Source organism: Leclercia sp. LTM14 (assembly GCF_023736175.1).
In the GTDB taxonomy this organism is placed as follows: Bacteria; Pseudomonadota; Gammaproteobacteria; order Enterobacterales; family Enterobacteriaceae; genus Enterobacter; species Enterobacter barmai.
Map to the genome: position 1 here is coordinate 84,116 of NZ_JAIKTT010000007.1, position 16,957 is coordinate 101,072.

The 16,957-nt window shown below is 57.5% G+C and carries 12 protein-coding genes and 1 pseudogene; 2 read left to right on the forward strand and 11 right to left on the reverse strand.

The annotated features are described in order from the left end of the window. Window positions 1–114 precede the first annotated feature (114 nt). Window positions 115–594: a type 3 dihydrofolate reductase gene (gene folA / locus K5I40_RS15120; protein WP_039030411.1), complete on the forward strand. Its 480-nt coding sequence runs from the start codon at window positions 115–117 to the stop codon at window positions 592–594. Between the two features lie 44 nt (window positions 595–638). Here folA and apaH read toward each other — a convergent pair whose 3' ends face one another. From apaH to lptD, 6 genes are read right to left on the reverse strand one after another with little or no spacing between them, the layout of a single operon-like run. After that, window positions 639–1,487, reverse strand: coding sequence for a bis(5'-nucleosyl)-tetraphosphatase (symmetrical) ApaH (gene apaH / locus K5I40_RS15125; RefSeq protein WP_223074975.1), 849 nt, complete (start codon window positions 1,485–1,487; stop codon window positions 639–641). A 2-nt stretch (window positions 1,488–1,489) separates the two neighbouring features. After that, window positions 1,490–1,867, reverse strand: a complete 378-nt coding sequence (gene apaG, locus K5I40_RS15130) for a Co2+/Mg2+ efflux protein ApaG (RefSeq protein ID WP_039030409.1) — start codon at window positions 1,865–1,867, stop codon at window positions 1,490–1,492. A gap of 3 nt (window positions 1,868–1,870) precedes the next feature. Then, window positions 1,871–2,692 carry a 16S rRNA (adenine(1518)-N(6)/adenine(1519)-N(6))-dimethyltransferase RsmA gene (gene rsmA / locus K5I40_RS15135; protein WP_039030408.1) on the reverse strand — a complete coding sequence of 274 codons (822 nt, stop codon included), beginning with the start codon at window positions 2,690–2,692 and terminating at the stop codon, window positions 1,871–1,873. Beyond that, on the reverse strand, window positions 2,689–3,675 hold the full coding sequence (pdxA, locus tag K5I40_RS15140; RefSeq protein ID WP_039030407.1) for a 4-hydroxythreonine-4-phosphate dehydrogenase PdxA: 987 nt from the start codon (window positions 3,673–3,675) through the stop codon (window positions 2,689–2,691). The genes rsmA and pdxA overlap by 4 nt, the downstream gene beginning before the upstream one ends. Continuing rightward, window positions 3,675–4,961 (reverse strand): peptidylprolyl isomerase SurA, encoded by a 1,287-nt coding sequence (surA, locus tag K5I40_RS15145; protein WP_039030406.1) that lies wholly within the window; start codon window positions 4,959–4,961, stop codon window positions 3,675–3,677. The genes pdxA and surA overlap by 1 nt, the downstream gene beginning before the upstream one ends. 53 nt (window positions 4,962–5,014) lie before the next feature. Continuing rightward, a complete protein-coding gene (lptD, locus tag K5I40_RS15150) occupies window positions 5,015–7,363 on the reverse strand; it encodes an LPS assembly protein LptD (RefSeq protein WP_138370417.1) in 2,349 nt (782 codons plus the stop codon). A gap of 240 nt (window positions 7,364–7,603) precedes the next feature. Between lptD and djlA the strand changes: the two genes are divergently transcribed. After that, window positions 7,604–8,422: a co-chaperone DjlA gene (gene djlA, locus K5I40_RS15155; protein ID WP_039030404.1), complete on the forward strand. Its 819-nt coding sequence runs from the start codon at window positions 7,604–7,606 to the stop codon at window positions 8,420–8,422. 40 nt (window positions 8,423–8,462) lie between these two features. On the opposite strand, the gene rluA is transcribed toward djlA, so the two are convergent. The 5 genes and pseudogenes from rluA to araA all read right to left on the reverse strand — a co-directional run bounded on the left by rluA (window position 8,463) and on the right by araA (window position 16,954). Continuing rightward, window positions 8,463–9,122 (reverse strand): bifunctional tRNA pseudouridine(32) synthase/23S rRNA pseudouridine(746) synthase RluA, encoded by a 660-nt coding sequence (gene rluA / locus K5I40_RS15160; RefSeq protein ID WP_039030403.1) that lies wholly within the window; start codon window positions 9,120–9,122, stop codon window positions 8,463–8,465. 12 nt (window positions 9,123–9,134) lie between these two features. Continuing rightward, a pseudogene (rapA, locus tag K5I40_RS15165) lies at window positions 9,135–12,040 on the reverse strand (RNA polymerase-associated protein RapA). Between the two features lie 129 nt (window positions 12,041–12,169). Next, window positions 12,170–14,527 carry a DNA polymerase II gene (polB, locus tag K5I40_RS15170; protein WP_223074974.1) on the reverse strand — a complete coding sequence of 786 codons (2,358 nt, stop codon included), beginning with the start codon at window positions 14,525–14,527 and terminating at the stop codon, window positions 12,170–12,172. A 177-nt stretch (window positions 14,528–14,704) separates the two neighbouring features. After that, a complete protein-coding gene (gene araD, locus K5I40_RS15175) occupies window positions 14,705–15,400 on the reverse strand; it encodes an L-ribulose-5-phosphate 4-epimerase (protein WP_138370419.1) in 696 nt (231 codons plus the stop codon). Window positions 15,401–15,451: 51 nt separating this feature from the next. Beyond that, window positions 15,452–16,954: an L-arabinose isomerase gene (gene araA / locus K5I40_RS15180; protein ID WP_039030399.1), complete on the reverse strand. Its 1,503-nt coding sequence runs from the start codon at window positions 16,952–16,954 to the stop codon at window positions 15,452–15,454. Window positions 16,955–16,957: the final 3 nt, after the last annotated feature.

Genomic DNA, 16,957 nt, shown 5'->3' on the forward strand with positions numbered 1-16,957 from the left:
AGCGGGGTTGCCAGCAAATATAAAAAATTTCCTGTTCTTTACTCTGCCGCCAGTCGACGAAAGATTAAGCTTTCCGTATAGTGGCGGCAATTTTTTGCATCCGGGAAATAACCAATGATCAGTCTGATTGCGGCGCTTGCGGTAGATCGCGTGATTGGCATGGAAAACGCCATGCCGTGGAATCTGCCTGCCGATCTCGCGTGGTTTAAACGTACAACGTTGAACAAGCCGGTAGTAATGGGTCGCCTGACCTGGGAGTCAATCGGGCGCCCGTTGCCGGGCCGTAAAAACATCGTAATAAGCAGCCAGCCCGGCACCGATGAGCGGGTTGAGTGGGTTAAATCCATTGACGAAGCCATTGCTGCCTGCGGCGATGCTGAAGAGATAATGGTGATTGGCGGGGGGCGCGTGTATGAGCAGTTCCTGCCGAAAGCGCAGAAGTTATATCTGACCCATATTGATGCTGAAGTGGAAGGGGATACCCATTTCCCGGACTACGATCCTGACGAGTGGGAATCGGTATTTAGCGAATTCCACGACGCTGACGCGCAAAATTCGCATAGCTACTGCTTCGAGATCCTTGAACGCCGCTAATCTGTTAACTGCACCTTTCCCGCCGGGAGAGGTGCAGCTCTCTTCTACGACGCTACTGCTTCATTCTCACCTGAATCCTGGTGCCGGTTCGAAGGCTGCATAAAGTAGGCTTTATCTTCCCAGCGCAGACAGGTGAGTTCTCCGCCCCAACAGCAACCCGTATCCAGCCCATAAATGCCTTCAGGCGTGCCTCTCCCTTCCAGCGATGCCCAGTGTCCGAAGATCACGCTGTACTGGTCCGTCACCGGCCCGGGGATAGCAAACCACGGCTTGAGCGGGGGCGGCGCGTTTTCCGGCACATCCTTGCAGTACATATCCAACTGACCGTTCGGGAAGCAGTAGCGCATGCGGGTGAAGGCGTTCGTGATAAAACGCAGGCGCGCAACGCCGCTCAGCTCCGCGCTCCAGTTGTTGGGCATGTCGCCATACATCGCATCGAGGAAGAACGGGTATGAGTCGCTGGAGAGCACCGCTTCGACGTCACGGGCGCACTCTTTTGCGGTTTGCAGATCCCACTGGGGGGTAATGCCCGCGTGGGCCATCACCAGCTTTTTCTCTTCGTCGATCTGTAGCAACGGCTGGCGACGCAGCCAGTTAATCAGCTCATCGGCGTCAGGCGCATCCAGCAGCGGGGTGATCCTGTCTTTCGGTTTATTACGGCTGATCCCGGCATAGACGGCCAGCAGATGCAGGTCGTGGTTGCCAAGGACTATCCGTACGCTGTCGCCCAGAGATTTAACATAGCGCAGGACGTCCAGCGAGGCAGGGCCGCGGGCAACGAGATCGCCCGTAAGCCACAGCGTGTCTGTACCCGGGGTAAAATCCACCTGCTTTAACAATGCGATCAGTTCATCGTAGCAACCGTGAACGTCGCCAATGAGATATGTAGACATGTTTAGTGAATGAGTGTTGGTACAGCCAGACGGAAAACAGGAATGGCAATGCGGAATGCATTACCCTCGGCATCGACCATTTCATAATGGCCTTGCATGGTACCCAGCGGCGTTTCGATTACCGCGCCGCTGGTGTACTGATACTCTTCGCCGGGCGCAATGTGCGGCTGTTCACCCACCACACCTTCGCCCTGCACTTCAATTTCACGGCCGTTGCCGTTGGTGATAAGCCAGTAACGCCCCAGCAGCTGCACAGGGGTTCGCCCGAGATTGCGAATGGTCACGGTGTAAGCAAAAACAAAACGTTCTTCATCCGGCGTGGATTGAGACTCGATATAAAGGCTTTGCACCTGAACACATACGCGGGGCGAATTAATCATGGCTTAGCTCTCCTTCGGCGGTGCATTTTCGCTGATGTAATTAGCCAGCTTGCAGTACTGTTCTACGGAAATGTTCTCCGCACGCATTGCCGGGTCGATACCCAGCCCGGCTAACACTTCAACGGTAAACAGATTGCCAAGGCTGTTACGAATCGTTTTACGACGCTGGTTAAAGGCTTCGGTGGTGATGCGGCTCAGCACGCGCAGCTCTTTGACCGGATACGGCTTCGTTTTATGCGGCACCAGGCGCACCACCGCAGAGTCAACTTTCGGCGGCGGCGTAAACGCTGACGGCGGCACTTCGAGTACCGGGATCACGTTACAGAAATACTGTGCCATCACGCTTAAACGACCATACGCTTTACTGTTCGGCCCTGCAACCAGTCGATTAACGACCTCTTTTTGCAACATGAAGTGCATGTCGGCAATGGCATCAGTATAGCTAAACAGGTGGAACATCAGCGGCGTGGAGATGTTATACGGCAGGTTGCCGAAAACGCGCAGCGGCTGACCCATTTTCTCCGCCAGCTCGCCGAAGTTCATCGTCATGGCATCCTGCTGATAAATCGTCAGCTTTGGCCCAAGGAACGGGTGCGTCTGCAGGCGGGCTGCCAGATCGCGGTCCAGTTCGATGACGGTCAGTTCATCGAGGCGCTCGCCAACCGGTTCGGTCAGTGCAGCCAGACCCGGCCCGATCTCGACCATCGCCTGGCCTTTTTGTGGATTGATAGCCGAAACAATACTTTCGATCACGAACTGATCGTTGAGGAAGTTTTGCCCGAAACGTTTACGGGCTAAATGGCCCTGGTGGACGCGATTATTCATTGAGTATTAACAATCATTTTGATGGCGAGATTAAGCGCCGTAATAAAACTGCCGACATCCGCTTTTCCCTGGCCTGCTAAATCGAGTGCAGTACCGTGGTCAACAGAAGTTCGAATAAAGGGTAAACCGAGGGTGATATTCACGCCGCGGCCAAAGCCCTGGTATTTTAGCACGGGAAGCCCCTGATCGTGGTACATCGCCAGCACGGCGTCGGCATTATCAAGGTATTTCGGCTGGAAAAGGGTATCCGCAGGCAGCGGCCCGCTGAGATTCATTCCCTGAGCACGCATCTCATCCAGTACCGGAATGATGGTGTCGATCTCTTCCATTCCCATGTGCCCGCCTTCGCCCGCGTGCGGATTCAGGCCACACACCAGCACGTGCGGATCGGCAATACCGAATTTGGTGCGTAAATCGTGATGCAGAATGGCGATGACGTCGCGCAGCAGATCCGGCGTAATGGCGTCGGAAACGGCTTTGATCGGCAGGTGCGTGGTGGCCAGAGCAACCCGCAACTCCTCGGTTGCCAGCATCATCACCACTTTAGGGCTGTGCGAACGCTCTTCAAAAAATTCGGTATGACCGGTAAAGGCCACGCCGGCGTCGTTGATCACCCCTTTATGAACGGGGCCGGTGATCAGCGCGGCAAATTCCCCGCTCAGACAGCCATCACAGGCGCGCGCCAGCGTCTCCACCACATAATGGCCATTTTCGGTACTCAGTTGACCTGGGATAACCGGGGCACGTAGCGGAATGGGTAACAGCGTTAAGGTACCCGCTTGCTGGGGGAGGGGGGCGTTTTCAGCCTGATACGGCAGAAGCGTGAGCGGCAGATTAAGCTGCTTCGCCCGCGCTTCGAGCACGCTGGCATCGGCACAGATCACCAGTTCGACCGGCCAGCTGCGCTGGGCAAGCTGGACGACCAGGTCGGGACCAATCCCGGCGGGTTCGCCGGGAGTGATGACAACACGATGTTGTTTCATTAGTTGCTCAGAACTTTGACGTAGGCGCTGGCGCGTTGTTCCTGCATCCAGGTCGCTGCTTCTTCAGAGAACTTACGGTTGAACAGCATGCGGTAGGCGCGATCTTTTTGCGCCGCATCGGTTTTATCCACGTTACGGGTGTCCAGCAGCTCAATCAGGTGCCAGCCGAAGGTGGAGTGAACCGGGTCGCTCAACTGACCTTTGTTCATTTTCATCAGCGCATCGCGGAAGGCCGGATCGTAAATATCCGCTGCCGCCCAGCCCAGATCGCCGCCCTGATTGGCTGAACCTGGATCCTGGGAGAACTCTTTCGCCGCGTTAGCGAAGGAGGTTTTTCCGCTGCGGATGTCGGCGGCAATCTGCTGCAGTTTCGCCCGCGCCTGATCGTCATTCATCAGCGGGGAAGGTTTCAGCAGAATGTGGCGGGCATGCACTTCGGTAACGGAGATGCTCTGGCTCTGGCCGCGCAGATCGTTCACTTTCAGAATGTGGAAGCCAACGCCGGAACGGATTGGACCCACGATATCGCCTTTCTTCGCCGTGCTCAGCGCCTGGGCAAAGATAGAGGGCAGCTCCTGAATACGACCCCAGCCCATCTGGCCGCCTTTCAGCGCCTGCTGGTCAGCCGAATAGGTGATCGCCAGTTTACCGAAATCACCGCCGTTACGCGCCTGATCGACGATAGAGCGAGCCTGGCTTTCCGCCTCGGCTACCTGGTCAGAGGATGGGTTTTCTGACAGCGGGATCAGGATGTGGCTCAGGTTCAGTTCGGTGCTGGCATCGTTCTGATTGCCAACCTGCTTAGCCAGCGCATCCACTTCCTGCGGCAGGATGGTGACGCGACGACGCACTTCGTTATTACGCACTTCTGAAATCAGCATCTCTTTGCGGATCTGATTACGGTAGGTCGAATAGCTGATGCCGTCATAGGCCAGACGGCTGCGCATCTGGTCGGCGGACATATTGTTCTGCTTCGCAATGTTGGCGATAGCCTGATCGAGCTGCTCATCAGAGATCTTCACACCCATCTTCTGACCCATCTGCAGAACGATCTGATCCATGATCAGACGTTCAAGGATCTGATGACGCAGTGTGGAATCATCCGGAAGTTGCTGACCTGCCTGACCCGCGTTGAGCTTCACAGACTGCATTAAACCATCAACGTCGCTCTCAAGTACCACACCGTTGTTCACAACGGCAGCGACTTTGTCGACAACCTGTGGGGCCGCGAAGCTGGTATTCGCGACCATAGCGATACCGAGCAGCAGCGTTTTCCAGTTCTTCATACTTTTTCCATATCAATTAACCGCAAAGCGGATTACGTGTTAAATCAAGTACATCATAATGAACTACGGTACGGCAGAATCGGTGAGCGCAGCATCTGCTGAGTACCCAGACCATAGTTGGAACTCAGGCCACGCAGCTCGATGTTAAAGCCGATGACGTTATCGTACTCGCTCTGACCTTTGTCAGGATCCCAGCCGTTCAGCTTACGCTCGTAACCGACGCGGATCGCGTAACAGCAGGAGTTATACTGCAGACCCAGCATCTGATCCGCCGACTTACTCTGATTGGTGTCAAAGTAGTACGCGCCGACGATTGACCAGCGATCGGCAATAGGCCAGCTTGCCGTGCCACCCACTTGCGAAATGCCCTCTTTGTACTGTTCGGCCGTCGAGAAGTTAGGTAACGTTGCCTGGATATACTCCGGGCTGGCGTAACGGTAGCTCAGCTGCACCATACGGTCTTCATCACGGCGATACTCAACGGTGGCACTGCTGGTGGCAATGTTATCCAGACGCGTATCGTACTGCAGGCCGCCACGCAGCCCCCAGCGATCCGTCATGCGCCAGTAGGTATCACCCGCCCAGACCAGGGAGCCGGTTTTGTCGTTTTTCTCCCAGTTGATGTTGTCATCGCCAGTACGCGATTCGGTGAAATAGTAGATTTGACCAATGGAAGCATTAAAACGTTCAACCGCAGCATCATCAAATACGCGGGTTGTGACACCGGTGGTCACCTGGTTAGCCGAGGCAATGCGGTCCAGACCACCGTAAGTACGGTCGCGGAACAGGCCGCTATAGTCGGATTGCAGCAGAGAAGAGTCGTAGTTATTGATGTTGCTCTGATCGCGATACGGCACGTACAGGTACTGCGCGCGCGGCTCCAGCGTCTGGGTATAACCTTCGCTCCAGTTCATGTCGCGCTCGAAGATGAGCTTACCGTCCATCTTGAACTGCGGCAGCGTACGGTTAACGGACTCTTCCAGATGGGTACCGTTATTGGCGTTGTACGTCTCCAGATTATCCTGCTGATAGTGGGTCGCCATCAGCTTCACTTCGGTATCCAGGCTCGCCCAGTCGTTTGACACCGGCAGGTTAATGGTCGGCTCAAGGTGAATACGCGTCGCTTCCGGCATATCGGAGTTGGTATTGACGAAATGCACGGCCTGGCCGTAGATACGGGTATCAAACGGACCGACGTCGTTCTGGTACCAGTTGACGTCCAGCTGCGGTTCCGCACCATAGGTGCTGGCGTTCTGGCTGCTGAACACCTGGAACTGACGGGTCGATACGGTAGCGTCAAAGTTTTTGACCGCGTAGCCTGCGCTGAAGATCTGCGTGGCGTAGCCGTCGGTACTTGAACCGTATTTCGAGGTGAAATCGTTGAAATAGTAAGGATCGCTGACTTTGGTATAGTTAACGTTGAAGCGCCATACCTGATCCATTACCCCGGCGTGCTGCCAGTAGTACAGCCAGCGGTGTTTATCGCCTTCTGTTGGATGCTCGTCCTGGAAGACCTTATCCGATGGCAGATAGTCCAGCTCCATCAGACCTTCACCCGCTTGCGTCAGATAGCGGAACTCGTTTTCCCACATGATGTTGCCGCGCTTGTGGATATAGTGCGGCGTGATCGTGGCGTCCATGTTGGGCGCGATGTTCCAGTAGTACGGCAGATAGAACTCAAAATAGTTTGAGGTGCTGTACTTGGCGTTGGGGATCAGGAAACCTGAGCGACGTTTATCGCCCACGGGTAACTGCAGATACGGGCTGTAAAAGACCGGTACCGGGCCGAGCTTAAAGCGGGCGTTCCAGATCTCCGCCACTTGCTCTTCGCGGTCGTGGATCACTTCGCTACCGACCACGCTCCAGGTATCTGAGCCTGGCAGACAGGAGGTAAAGGTCCCGTTCTCAAGAATGGTGTAGCGGTTTTCACCGCGCTGTTTCATCAGGTCGGCTTTACCGCGGCCCTGACGGCCTACCATCTGGTAATCACCTTCCCAGACGTTAGTGTCCTTGGTATTCAGGTTTGACCAGGCTTTCGGACCTTTCAGGATGACCTGATTATCGTCATAGTGCACATTACCCAGCGCATCCACCGTTCGTACCGGTTCGGCCGCGCCTTCTGGCTGTTTCTGGTGCAACTGAACTTCATCGGCCTGCAGGCGGCTGTTGCCCTGGTTAATATCTACATTCCCGCTAAACACGGCGTCGTCAGGATAATTCCCTTTCGCGTTGTCAGCGGTGATGGTAACCGGTAGCGTGTTCGTATCACCCTGAACCAGCGGGCGATCATAGCTGGGAATACCCAACATACATTGCGAGGCGAGATCGGCTGCCAGACCCTGTTGACTATACAGAGCCGTAGCTATCATCGTGGCCAGGAGGGTGGGGATACGTTTTTTCATACGTTTTATTTATTGTTCCGTCATCAGTGGCTTATCGCTGGCAAACGGTCAGAGACTATCTTACTCATCATCACAGTGCCAGCGTTAATCCTGCCCGTAAACAAGCCATGGTGATAGGCTCGTTATTGAATGACGAGTATGATAATGCAAATTATAGGCGATGTCCTTCACTTGACCGTGGCCAGGCCACCGGAATGATGGCGTTGCGCTGGTTTAAATACATCACCATTTGGGGAGTATATGCAGTATTGGGGAAAAATTATCGGCGTGGCGTTCGCTTTACTGATGGGCGCGGGCTTCTGGGGTATCGTTCTGGGGCTGCTTATCGGCCATATGTTTGATAAAGCACGAAGTCGTAAGATGGCCTGGTTCGCCAACCAGCGTGAACGCCAGGCGCTTTTTTTTGCGACGACGTTCGAGGTTATGGGCCATCTGACCAAATCGAAAGGGCGGGTGACCGAGGCCGACATCCACATCGCCAGCCAGTTTATGGATCGCATGAACCTGCACGGCGACTCCCGGGCGGCGGCGCAACACGCATTTCGTATCGGCAAGGCGGACAACTATCCCTTGCGCGAAAAAATGCGTCAGTTCCGCAGTATCTGCTTCGGGCGCTTCGACTTAATTCGGATGTTTCTGGAGATTCAAATCCAGGCAGCGTTTGCCGACGGTTCGCTCCACCCGAACGAACGTGAGGTGCTGTATGTCATCGCCGAAGAGCTGGGCATCTCCCGAACCCAGTTCGATCAGTTCCTGCGCATGATGCAGGGCGGGGCGCAGTTTGGCGGCGGCTATCAGCAACAGCAGGCGGGCGGTGGCGGCTGGCAGCAGGCGCAGCGCGGACCAACCCTGGAAGATGCCTGTAACGTGCTGGGCGTGAAGCCGACCGATGAGCCAACGACCATCAAGCGCGCCTACCGCAAGCTGATGAGCGAGCATCACCCGGATAAGCTGGTGGCGAAAGGGTTACCGCCAGAGATGATGGAGATGGCGAAGCAAAAAGCGCAGGAAATTCAGAAAGCCTACGAGCTCATTAAAGAGCAGAAGGGTTTTAAATAAGAGGATATGCCCGGCAAGCGTCGTGCCGCCGGGCAAGTCGTCAGAAATCCGCCGGTGCCTTAAAGGTCATCGGCGTGCCATATTCCGGATGGGTGATGGTGAGCATCTCAGCGTGCAGCTGCAGGCGCGGCGCCATGGCCAGTGCTTCTGGCGTGGCATAAAAGCGATCCCCCAGAATTGGATGGCCCAGCGCCAGCATATGCACGCGCAGCTGGTGCGAGCGACCGGTAATGGGTTTTAACAGCACGCGGGCGCTGTTGTCCGCCGCGTACTCCAGCACTTCATACTCGGTTTGCGCCGCCTTGCCGGTCTCGTAGCAGACCTTCTGCTTCGGGCGATTAGGCCAGTCGCAGATGAGCGGCAGATCAACCAGCCCTTCAGACGGCTGTGGGTGTCCCCAGACGCGCGCAAGGTACTGCTTCTTCGGCTCGCGCTCACGAAACTGACGCTTCAGCTCGCGCTCTGCCGCCTTGGTCAGCGCCACCACAATCACACCGCTGGTCGCCATGTCCAGACGGTGGACGGACTCTGCCTGCGGATAATCGCGCTGCACGCGCGTCATCACGCTGTCTTTGTGCTCATCCAGCCTGCCCGGCACGGACAACAAGCCGCTCGGCTTGTTGACCACCATAATGTGCTCATCCTGATACAGAATGACCAGCCACGGATCCTGCGGCGGATTGTAGGGTTCCATCAACATGTTTCGCTCCGCTTACTGATGCGTCACAACGATAAGGCGCAGCGCATCAAGACGCCATCCTGCCTGCTCGAGGCTCTCAAGCACCTGCTGGCGATTGGTTTCAATCGCCGCCAGTTCATCGTCACGAATATTCGGATTCACCGCACGCAGGGCCTCCAGACGCGACAGCTCCGCCGACAGTTTTTCATCCGCTTCGCTACGCGCTGCGTCAATGAGGGCACGCGCCGCTTTCTCGATCTGAGGTTCACCCTGCTGGAGAATGGTATACACGTCCTGCTGCACCGCGTTTACCAGCTTGCTGCCGGTATGGCGATTCACCGCGCTCAGCTGACGGTTAAAGCTTTCAAACTCGACCTGCGCCGCCAGGTTGGTGCCGTTCTTATCCAGCAGCAGACGTACTGGCGTTGCCGGCAGGAAGCGGTTGAGCTGTAGCTGTTTCGGCGCCTGGGCTTCAACCACGTAGATCAGCTCCAGCAGCAGGGTGCCGACCGGCAGCGCCTTGTTCTTCAGCAGCGAAATGGTGCTGCTGCCGGTGTCGCCGGAGAGGATCAGATCCAGACCGTTGCGGATCAGCGGATGCTCCCAGGTAATGAACTGCGCGTCTTCGCGGGAAAGCGCCACGTCACGCTCGAAGGTGATGGTGCAGCCATCTTCCGGCAGGCCCGGGAAGTCCGGCACCAGCATATGGTCGGACGGGGTCAGCACAATCAGGTTCTCGCCGCGATCGTCCTGGTTGATACCGACGATATCAAACAGGTTCATGGCGAAGCTGATCAGGCTGGTATCGTCATCCTGCTCTTCAATGCTCTCGGCCAGCGCCTGGGCCTTTTCGCCGCCGTTGGAGTGGATCTCCAGCAGACGGTCGCGGCCCTGTTCCAGCTGCGCTTTCAGGGCGTCATGCTGTTCACGGCAGGTTTTGATCAGATCGTCGAAACCGTCGGTATTTTCCGGGGAGGCCAGATAGCCTGTCAGCTCGCTGTGCACGCTGTCGTAATGGTACGACCGGTCGGGCAGGTATGTTCAAACGCATCCAGTCCTTCGTGGAACCAGCGCACCAGCACGGACTGGGCGGTTTTTTCCAGATATGGGACGTGGATCTGAATGTCGTGCGCCTGACCGATACGATCCAGACGGCCGATACGCTGCTCCAGCAGATCCGGGTTGAACGGTAAATCGAACATCACCAGACGGCTGGCGAACTGGAAGTTACGCCCTTCGGAACCGATTTCGGAGCAGAGCAGCACCTGCGCGCCGCTGTCCTCTTCGGAGAACCATGCCGCCGCGCGGTCGCGTTCGATAATGGACATGCCTTCATGGAACACCGCCGCGCGAATACCTTCCCGCTCGCGCAGAACCTGCTCCAGCTGCAGCGCGGTGGTGGCTTTGGCGCAGATAACCAGCACCTTCTGGGAACGGTTGGCGGTCAGATAGCCCATCAGCCACTCAACGCGCGGGTCGAAGTTCCACCAGGTGCCGCTGTCGCCTTCAAATTCCTGATAAATCTGTTCCGGATAGAGCATATCCCGGGCGCGCTCTTCCGCCGTTTTGCGTGCGCCCATGATGCCGGAGACCTTGATGGCCGTCTGGTACTGGGTGGGCAGCGGCAGACGGATGGTGTGCAGCTCGCGTTTCGGGAAGCCTTTAACCCCGTTACGGGTGTTACGGAACAGGACGCGGCTGGTGCCGTGGCGGTCCATCAGCATGGAGACCAGCTCCTGGCGAGCGGCGTCGGCGCCGTCACGATCGCTGTTGGCGGCCTGCAGTAACGGCTCGATATCCTGTTCACCAATCAGATCGCTCAGGGTGTTGAGCTCTTCGTTGGAGAGGTGTTTGCCTGCCAGCAGCAGGGCAACGGCGTCCGCCACCGGGCGGTAATTTTTCTGCTCTTCGACAAAGAGGTCAAAGTCATGGAAACGGTTTGGATCCAGCAGGCGCAGACGCGCAAAGTGGCTCTCCAGACCCAGCTGTTCCGGGGTTGCGGTCAACAGCAGCACGCCAGGCACGCGCTCGGCCAGCTGTTCAATCGCCATATATTCGCGGCTTGGGGCATCGACGCTCCACACCAGATGGTGCGCTTCATCGACCACCATGATGTCCCATTCGGCATCGCACAGGTGCTCAAGACGCTGCTTGCTGCGGCGCACGAAGTCCAGGGAGCAGATCACCAGCTGTTCGGTTTCGAACGGGTTATCGGCATCGTGCTGGGCTTCGGCGTAGCGCTCGTCGTCAAACAGGGAAAAACGCAGGTTGAAGCGACGCAGCATCTCCACCAGCCACTGATGCTGCAGGGTTTCTGGCACCACAATCAGCACGCGCTCGGCCGCGCCGGAGAGCAGCTGTTGATGCAAAATCATGCCCGCTTCGATGGTTTTACCTAAGCCGACCTCATCCGCCAGCAGGACGCGCGGCGCATGGCGACGGCCCACGTCATGAGCGATGTTTAGCTGATGGGGGATCAGGCTGGTGCGCTGGCCGCGCAGGCCGCTCCAGGGCATACGGTACTGCTCGCTCTGGAACTTACGCGCGCGGTAGCGCAGCGAGAAGCGATCCATGCGGTCAATCTGACCGGCGAACAGGCGATCCTGAGGCTTGCTGAACACCAGCTTGCTGTCGAGCAGCACTTCGCGCAGCATGACATCGGTCTCGTCGGTATCAAGACGGGTACCAATATAGGCGAGCAGTCCATTCTCTTCTTTTACGTCTTCAATCTTCAGCTGCCAGCCTTCATGGCTGGTAACGGTGTCGCCCGGGTTGAACATCACGCGGGTCACAGGGGAATCATTGCGCGCATACAGACGGTTTTCACCGGTGGCGGGGAAAAGGAGAGTCACCATACGCGCATCCAGCGCCACGACAGTTCCTAACCCAAGTTCGCTTTCTGTGTCGCTGATCCAGCGTTGACCAAGTGTAAAAGGCATATTTGTTCGGCTCTAATCTTTAATTGCAGGCAATAGTTCAACCACCGTCGGGAAATGACGGTAATCGAATAATGGGTCCGGGAATGGAAAGGGCGCTATGGTACTGGATGGCAGCGATTTCGTCACCTGTCAAAATAGCCCCAACTGACCTGTCATCAGTGTAGCAAAGTCGTCGTCCATGAACGGTAAAATTCCCTCCGCGACGGGCTGTAGCTGGCGCGTAAGGTAGTGGTCATAGTCAAGGGGCGAACGCTGATAATCCACCGGTTCCGGGCCACTGGTGGTCCAGACGTACTTGATGGTGCCGCGGTTCTGATACTGCGGCGCGCGCCCGAGGCGGACGTTCTCTTCATCGGCAAGCCGGGCGGCGCGGACGTGGGGCGGGACGTTGCGCTGATACTCCGCAAGCGGGCGGCGCAGGCGCTTGCGGTAGACCAGCTGCGCATCCAGTTCGCCCGCCATCAGGCTGGCGATGGTTTCGCGCACAAACTCCTGATAGGGCTCGCGACGGAAGATTTTCAGATAAAGCTCCTGCTGGAAGCGCTGCGCCAGCGGGGTCCAGTCGGTACGCACGGTTTCCAGCCCTTTGAACACCATCCGCTGCTTTTCCCCCTCCTGGATAAGCCCGGCGTAGCGTTTCTTGCTGCCCTGATCGGTTCCCCGGATAGTGGGCATTAAAAAGCGGCAGAAGTGGGTCTCATATTCCAGCTCCAGGGCGCTGGTCAGGCCCGCGTTCTGCAGTTGGGTTCGCCACCAGCTGTTAACGTACTCCACCAGCGACTGGCCGATGGCGGCAGCCTCCGCTTCGCTTTTCGCGCCCTTCAGCCAGACGAAGGTGGAGTCGGTGTCGCCATAAATCACGTCATAGCCCTGGGACTCCACCAGCACTTTGGTCTGGCGCATGATCTCGTGGCCGCGCATGGTGATCGACGAGGCCAGACGCGGATCGAAGAAGCGGCAGGCGCTGGTGCCGAGCACGCCGTAAAAGGCGTTCATAATGATCTTCAGGGCCTGGGAGAGCGGTTTATTACCGTGGCGTTTGGCCTCTTCACGCCCGTACCAGATCTGGCTGACGATCTCCGGCAGGCAGTGTTTTTCCCGGGAGAAGCGCGCCCCGAGGAATCCTTCGGTGCTGTGCTGCTCATCCGGTTGTGCGAGGCCTTCCACCAGCCCGACCGGATCGATAAGAAAGGTGCGAATGATCGACGGATAAAGGCTTTTATAATCCAGCACCAGCACCGAGTCGTACAGGCCGGGGCGGGAGTCCATCACGTAGCCGCCGGGGCTGGCCTGGGGCGGCACGTCACCGAGATTCGGGGCCACATAGCCCGCCCGGTGCATGCGCGGAAAGTAGAGATGGCTGAAGGCGGCCACCGAGCCGCCGTGCCGGTCGACCGCCAGGCCATTGACCGTGGCGCGCTCCAGCAGAAACGGCATGATCTCGGTTTTGTGGAAAATGCGCGTGACCAGCTCGCAGTCTTTCAGGTTATAGGTGGCCAGAGCGGGTTTATCTTCCGCGAACCGGCGGTCAATTTCGTCCATCCTGTCCCACGGGTTGTCGATGGATTTGCCCTCGCCGAGCAGTTCCTGCGATACCGACTCCAGCGAAAATGACGAGAAGCTCCAGAACGCCGATTTCAGCGCCTCGATGCCGTCGATAATCAAGCGCCCGTTAGCCTGGGCAAAGAAGACGCCGTTTTTAAACCCGTGCTCGCGCCACTCCAGCTCGCTGTTGCCGCGCCCGAGCAGGAGAGGAATGCGGTAGCGTTCGGCGTGTTTTTGTAGAACCCGCAAATCGAACTGCACCACGTTCCAGCCGATGATGACGTCCGGATCGTGCTGCGCAAACCAGGCGTTAAGTTTCTCGATCAGGTGCGGGCGGCTGTTGACGTACTCCAGCTGAAAATCGAGCCCGGAGGCGTCCCCATTCGCCGGGCCCAGCATATAGACAACCCGCTGGCCGCAGCCTTCAATGCCGATGCAGTAGAGCTCGCCGTGGCGGGTGGTTTCAATGTCCACCGACGCCCATTTCAGGGGCGGGCGATAGTGTGGGTTGGGCTTGAGGCGGGCATCGATCAGCCGACTGCCCTGGGGTGTACCGTCCACCCACACCGGGGCGGTGATAAAGCGCTCCATCAGAAAGCGCTCCGGGGGACGAACATCGGCTTCGTACAGGGTCACGCCCGCCTCGCGCAGCAGTTTTTCATAGCGCATCAGCTGGCGATGGGCGCGGCAGTAGAGGCCGTACACCGGACGGCGGTGGAAATCTTTCAGTTCAAGCGGAGTCAGCCGCCAGCCGTTTTCAGCCTGCAGCATCTGGCGGGCTTTTTCGACGTCAGGCTCAGGAATAAACGCGACGGACTCCTGGGCAGGCAGGGTGACGTTCAGCGGACCGTTATCGGTCGCCAGCCAGAATTCAACTTCGGTACCCTGGGGCGTATCCCGCCAGTGCCGGGTGAGTAAAAAGCCTTGTTGCGCCTGCGCCACGCCGTTCTCTCATAAAACAAAACCAGGCCTGATTATAGCCTGGTTGCGGGTGTATTGCTGGGGTTTTATACAGTTATCCCCTCACCCCGACCCTCTCCCCAAAGGGGCGAGGGGGAAAAGACCGCACCGTGCAGTCCCCTCTCCCCTCTGGGGAGAGGGTTAGGGTGAGGGGTATTTTTACTGCCCGTAATACGCCTTCGCGCCGTGCTTGCGCAGATAATGTTTATCCAGCAGGGTTTGCTGCATATCCGGCAACTGCGGCGCCAGCTGACGGCAGAAGATGCCCATATAGGCCACCTCTTCCAGCACAATGGCGTTATGCACTGCGTCTTCGGCGTTTTTACCCCAGGCAAACGGGCCGTGAGAGTGAACCAGCACCCCCGGCATCTGCGCGGCGTCGATTCCCTGTTTCTCAAAGGTTTCGACAATCACGTTACCGGTTTCCCACTCATACTCGCCGTTGATCTCGGCATCGGTCATCTTGCGGGTGCAGGGGATGGTGCCATAGAAGTAGTCGGCGTGGGTGGTACCGGTCGCCGGGATTGGCTGCCCTGCCTGCGCCCAGATGGTGGCATGACGGGAGTGGGTGTGAACAATGCCGCCAATCGACGGGAAAGCCTGATAGAGCAGGCGATGGGTTGGCGTATCGGAGGAGGGCTTTTTCTTCCCTTCCACCACTTCGCCGGTGGCGAGACTGACCACCACCATGTCGTCGGCGGTCATCACCCGGTAGTCGACGCCGGACGGTTTAATCACGAACACGCCTGCTTCGCGGTCGACGGCACTGACGTTGCCCCAGGTCAGGGTAACGAGGTTATGTTCCGGCAGGGCCAGGTTAGCTTCAAGCACCTGACGTTTGAGATCTTCCAGCATGTATCCTCCAGGAAAAAAGGCCCGCCCTGCGGCAGGCCAAAGGTTCCCCTGTTAACGTTTTGAACCGTAGTAGACTTCGTTCCAGCGCAGCGCATCTTTAAAGGCCGGCAGACGGGTGTCGTTATCAATGACCGTCAGTTCGATGTCGTGCAGCTCCGCGAACTGACGCATGTCGTTGAGATCCAGCGCATGGCTGAAGACGGTGTGGTGCGCGCCGCCCGCCACGATCCAGGCTTCGGACGCGGTCGCCAGATCCGGCTGGGCTTTCCACAGGGCGTTGGCGACCGGCAGTTTCGGCAGGGAGTGCGGGGTTTCAACGGCGTCAACGCAGTTCACCAGCAGGCGGAAACGATCCCCCAGATCGATCAGGCTGGCGTTAATCGCCGGGCCGGTACGGGTGTTGAAGATCAGACGCGCCGGATCGGCTTTGCCGCCGATGCCAAGATGCTGAACGTCGAGGATCGGTTTTTCATCCACGGCGATCGACGGGCAGACTTCCAGCATGTGCGAGCCCAGCACCAGATCGTTGCCGTTCTCAAAGTGGTAGGTGTAATCCTCCATAAAGGAGGTGCCGCCCTGCAGACCGGTCGACATCACTTTCATGATGCGTAGCAGAGCGGCAGTTTTCCAGTCGCCTTCACCGGCAAAGCCGTAGCCCTGCTGCATCAGACGTTGTACCGCCAGGCCCGGCAGCTGCTTGAGGCCGTGCAGATCTTCGAAGGTGGTGGTGAACGCATGGAAGCCACCCTGTTCCAGGAAGCGCTTCATCCCCAGCTCAATACGGGCCGCATCCAGCACGTTCTGGCGCTTATCCCCGTTAACCTGTGCCGCCGCCGTCAGGCGATAGCTGCTTTCGTACTCATCCACCAGCGCATTAACGTCGCCGTCGCTGATTTCATTGACGACCTGCACCAGATCGCCCACCGCCCAGGTGTTGACGGAAAAACCAAACTTAATCTGCGCAGCCACTTTATCGCCGTCGGTCACCGCCACTTCGCGCATGTTGTCGCCGAAGCGCACCACTTTCAGCTGACGGGTATCCTGTTTCGATACTGCCTGGCGCATCCAGGAACCGATGCGTTGATGAGCCTGTTTGTCCTGCCAGTGGCCGGTTACCACCGCGTGCTGCTGGCGCATACGCGCGCCGATGAAGCCGAACTCACGGCCGCCGTGTGCGGTCTGGTTCAGGTTCATAAAGTCCATGTCGATGCTGTCCCACGGCAGCGCCGCGTTGAACTGGGTATGGAACTGCAGCAGCGGTTTGTTGAGGATGGAAAGACCGTTGATCCACATCTTGGCCGGGGAGAAGGTGTGCAGCCACACCACCAGGCCCGCGCATTTATCATCGTAGTTGGCGTCGCGACAGATGTGGGTGATTTCATCCGGGGAGGTCCCCAGCGGTTTAAGCACCAGCTTGCACGGCAGTTTTGCTTCCGCATTCAGGGCATTGACCACATGTTCTGCATGCTGTGTTACCTGGCGCAGGGCTTCCGGCCCGTAAAGATGCTGGCTACCAATCACAAACCACACTTCATAATTATTAAAAATCGTCATTAT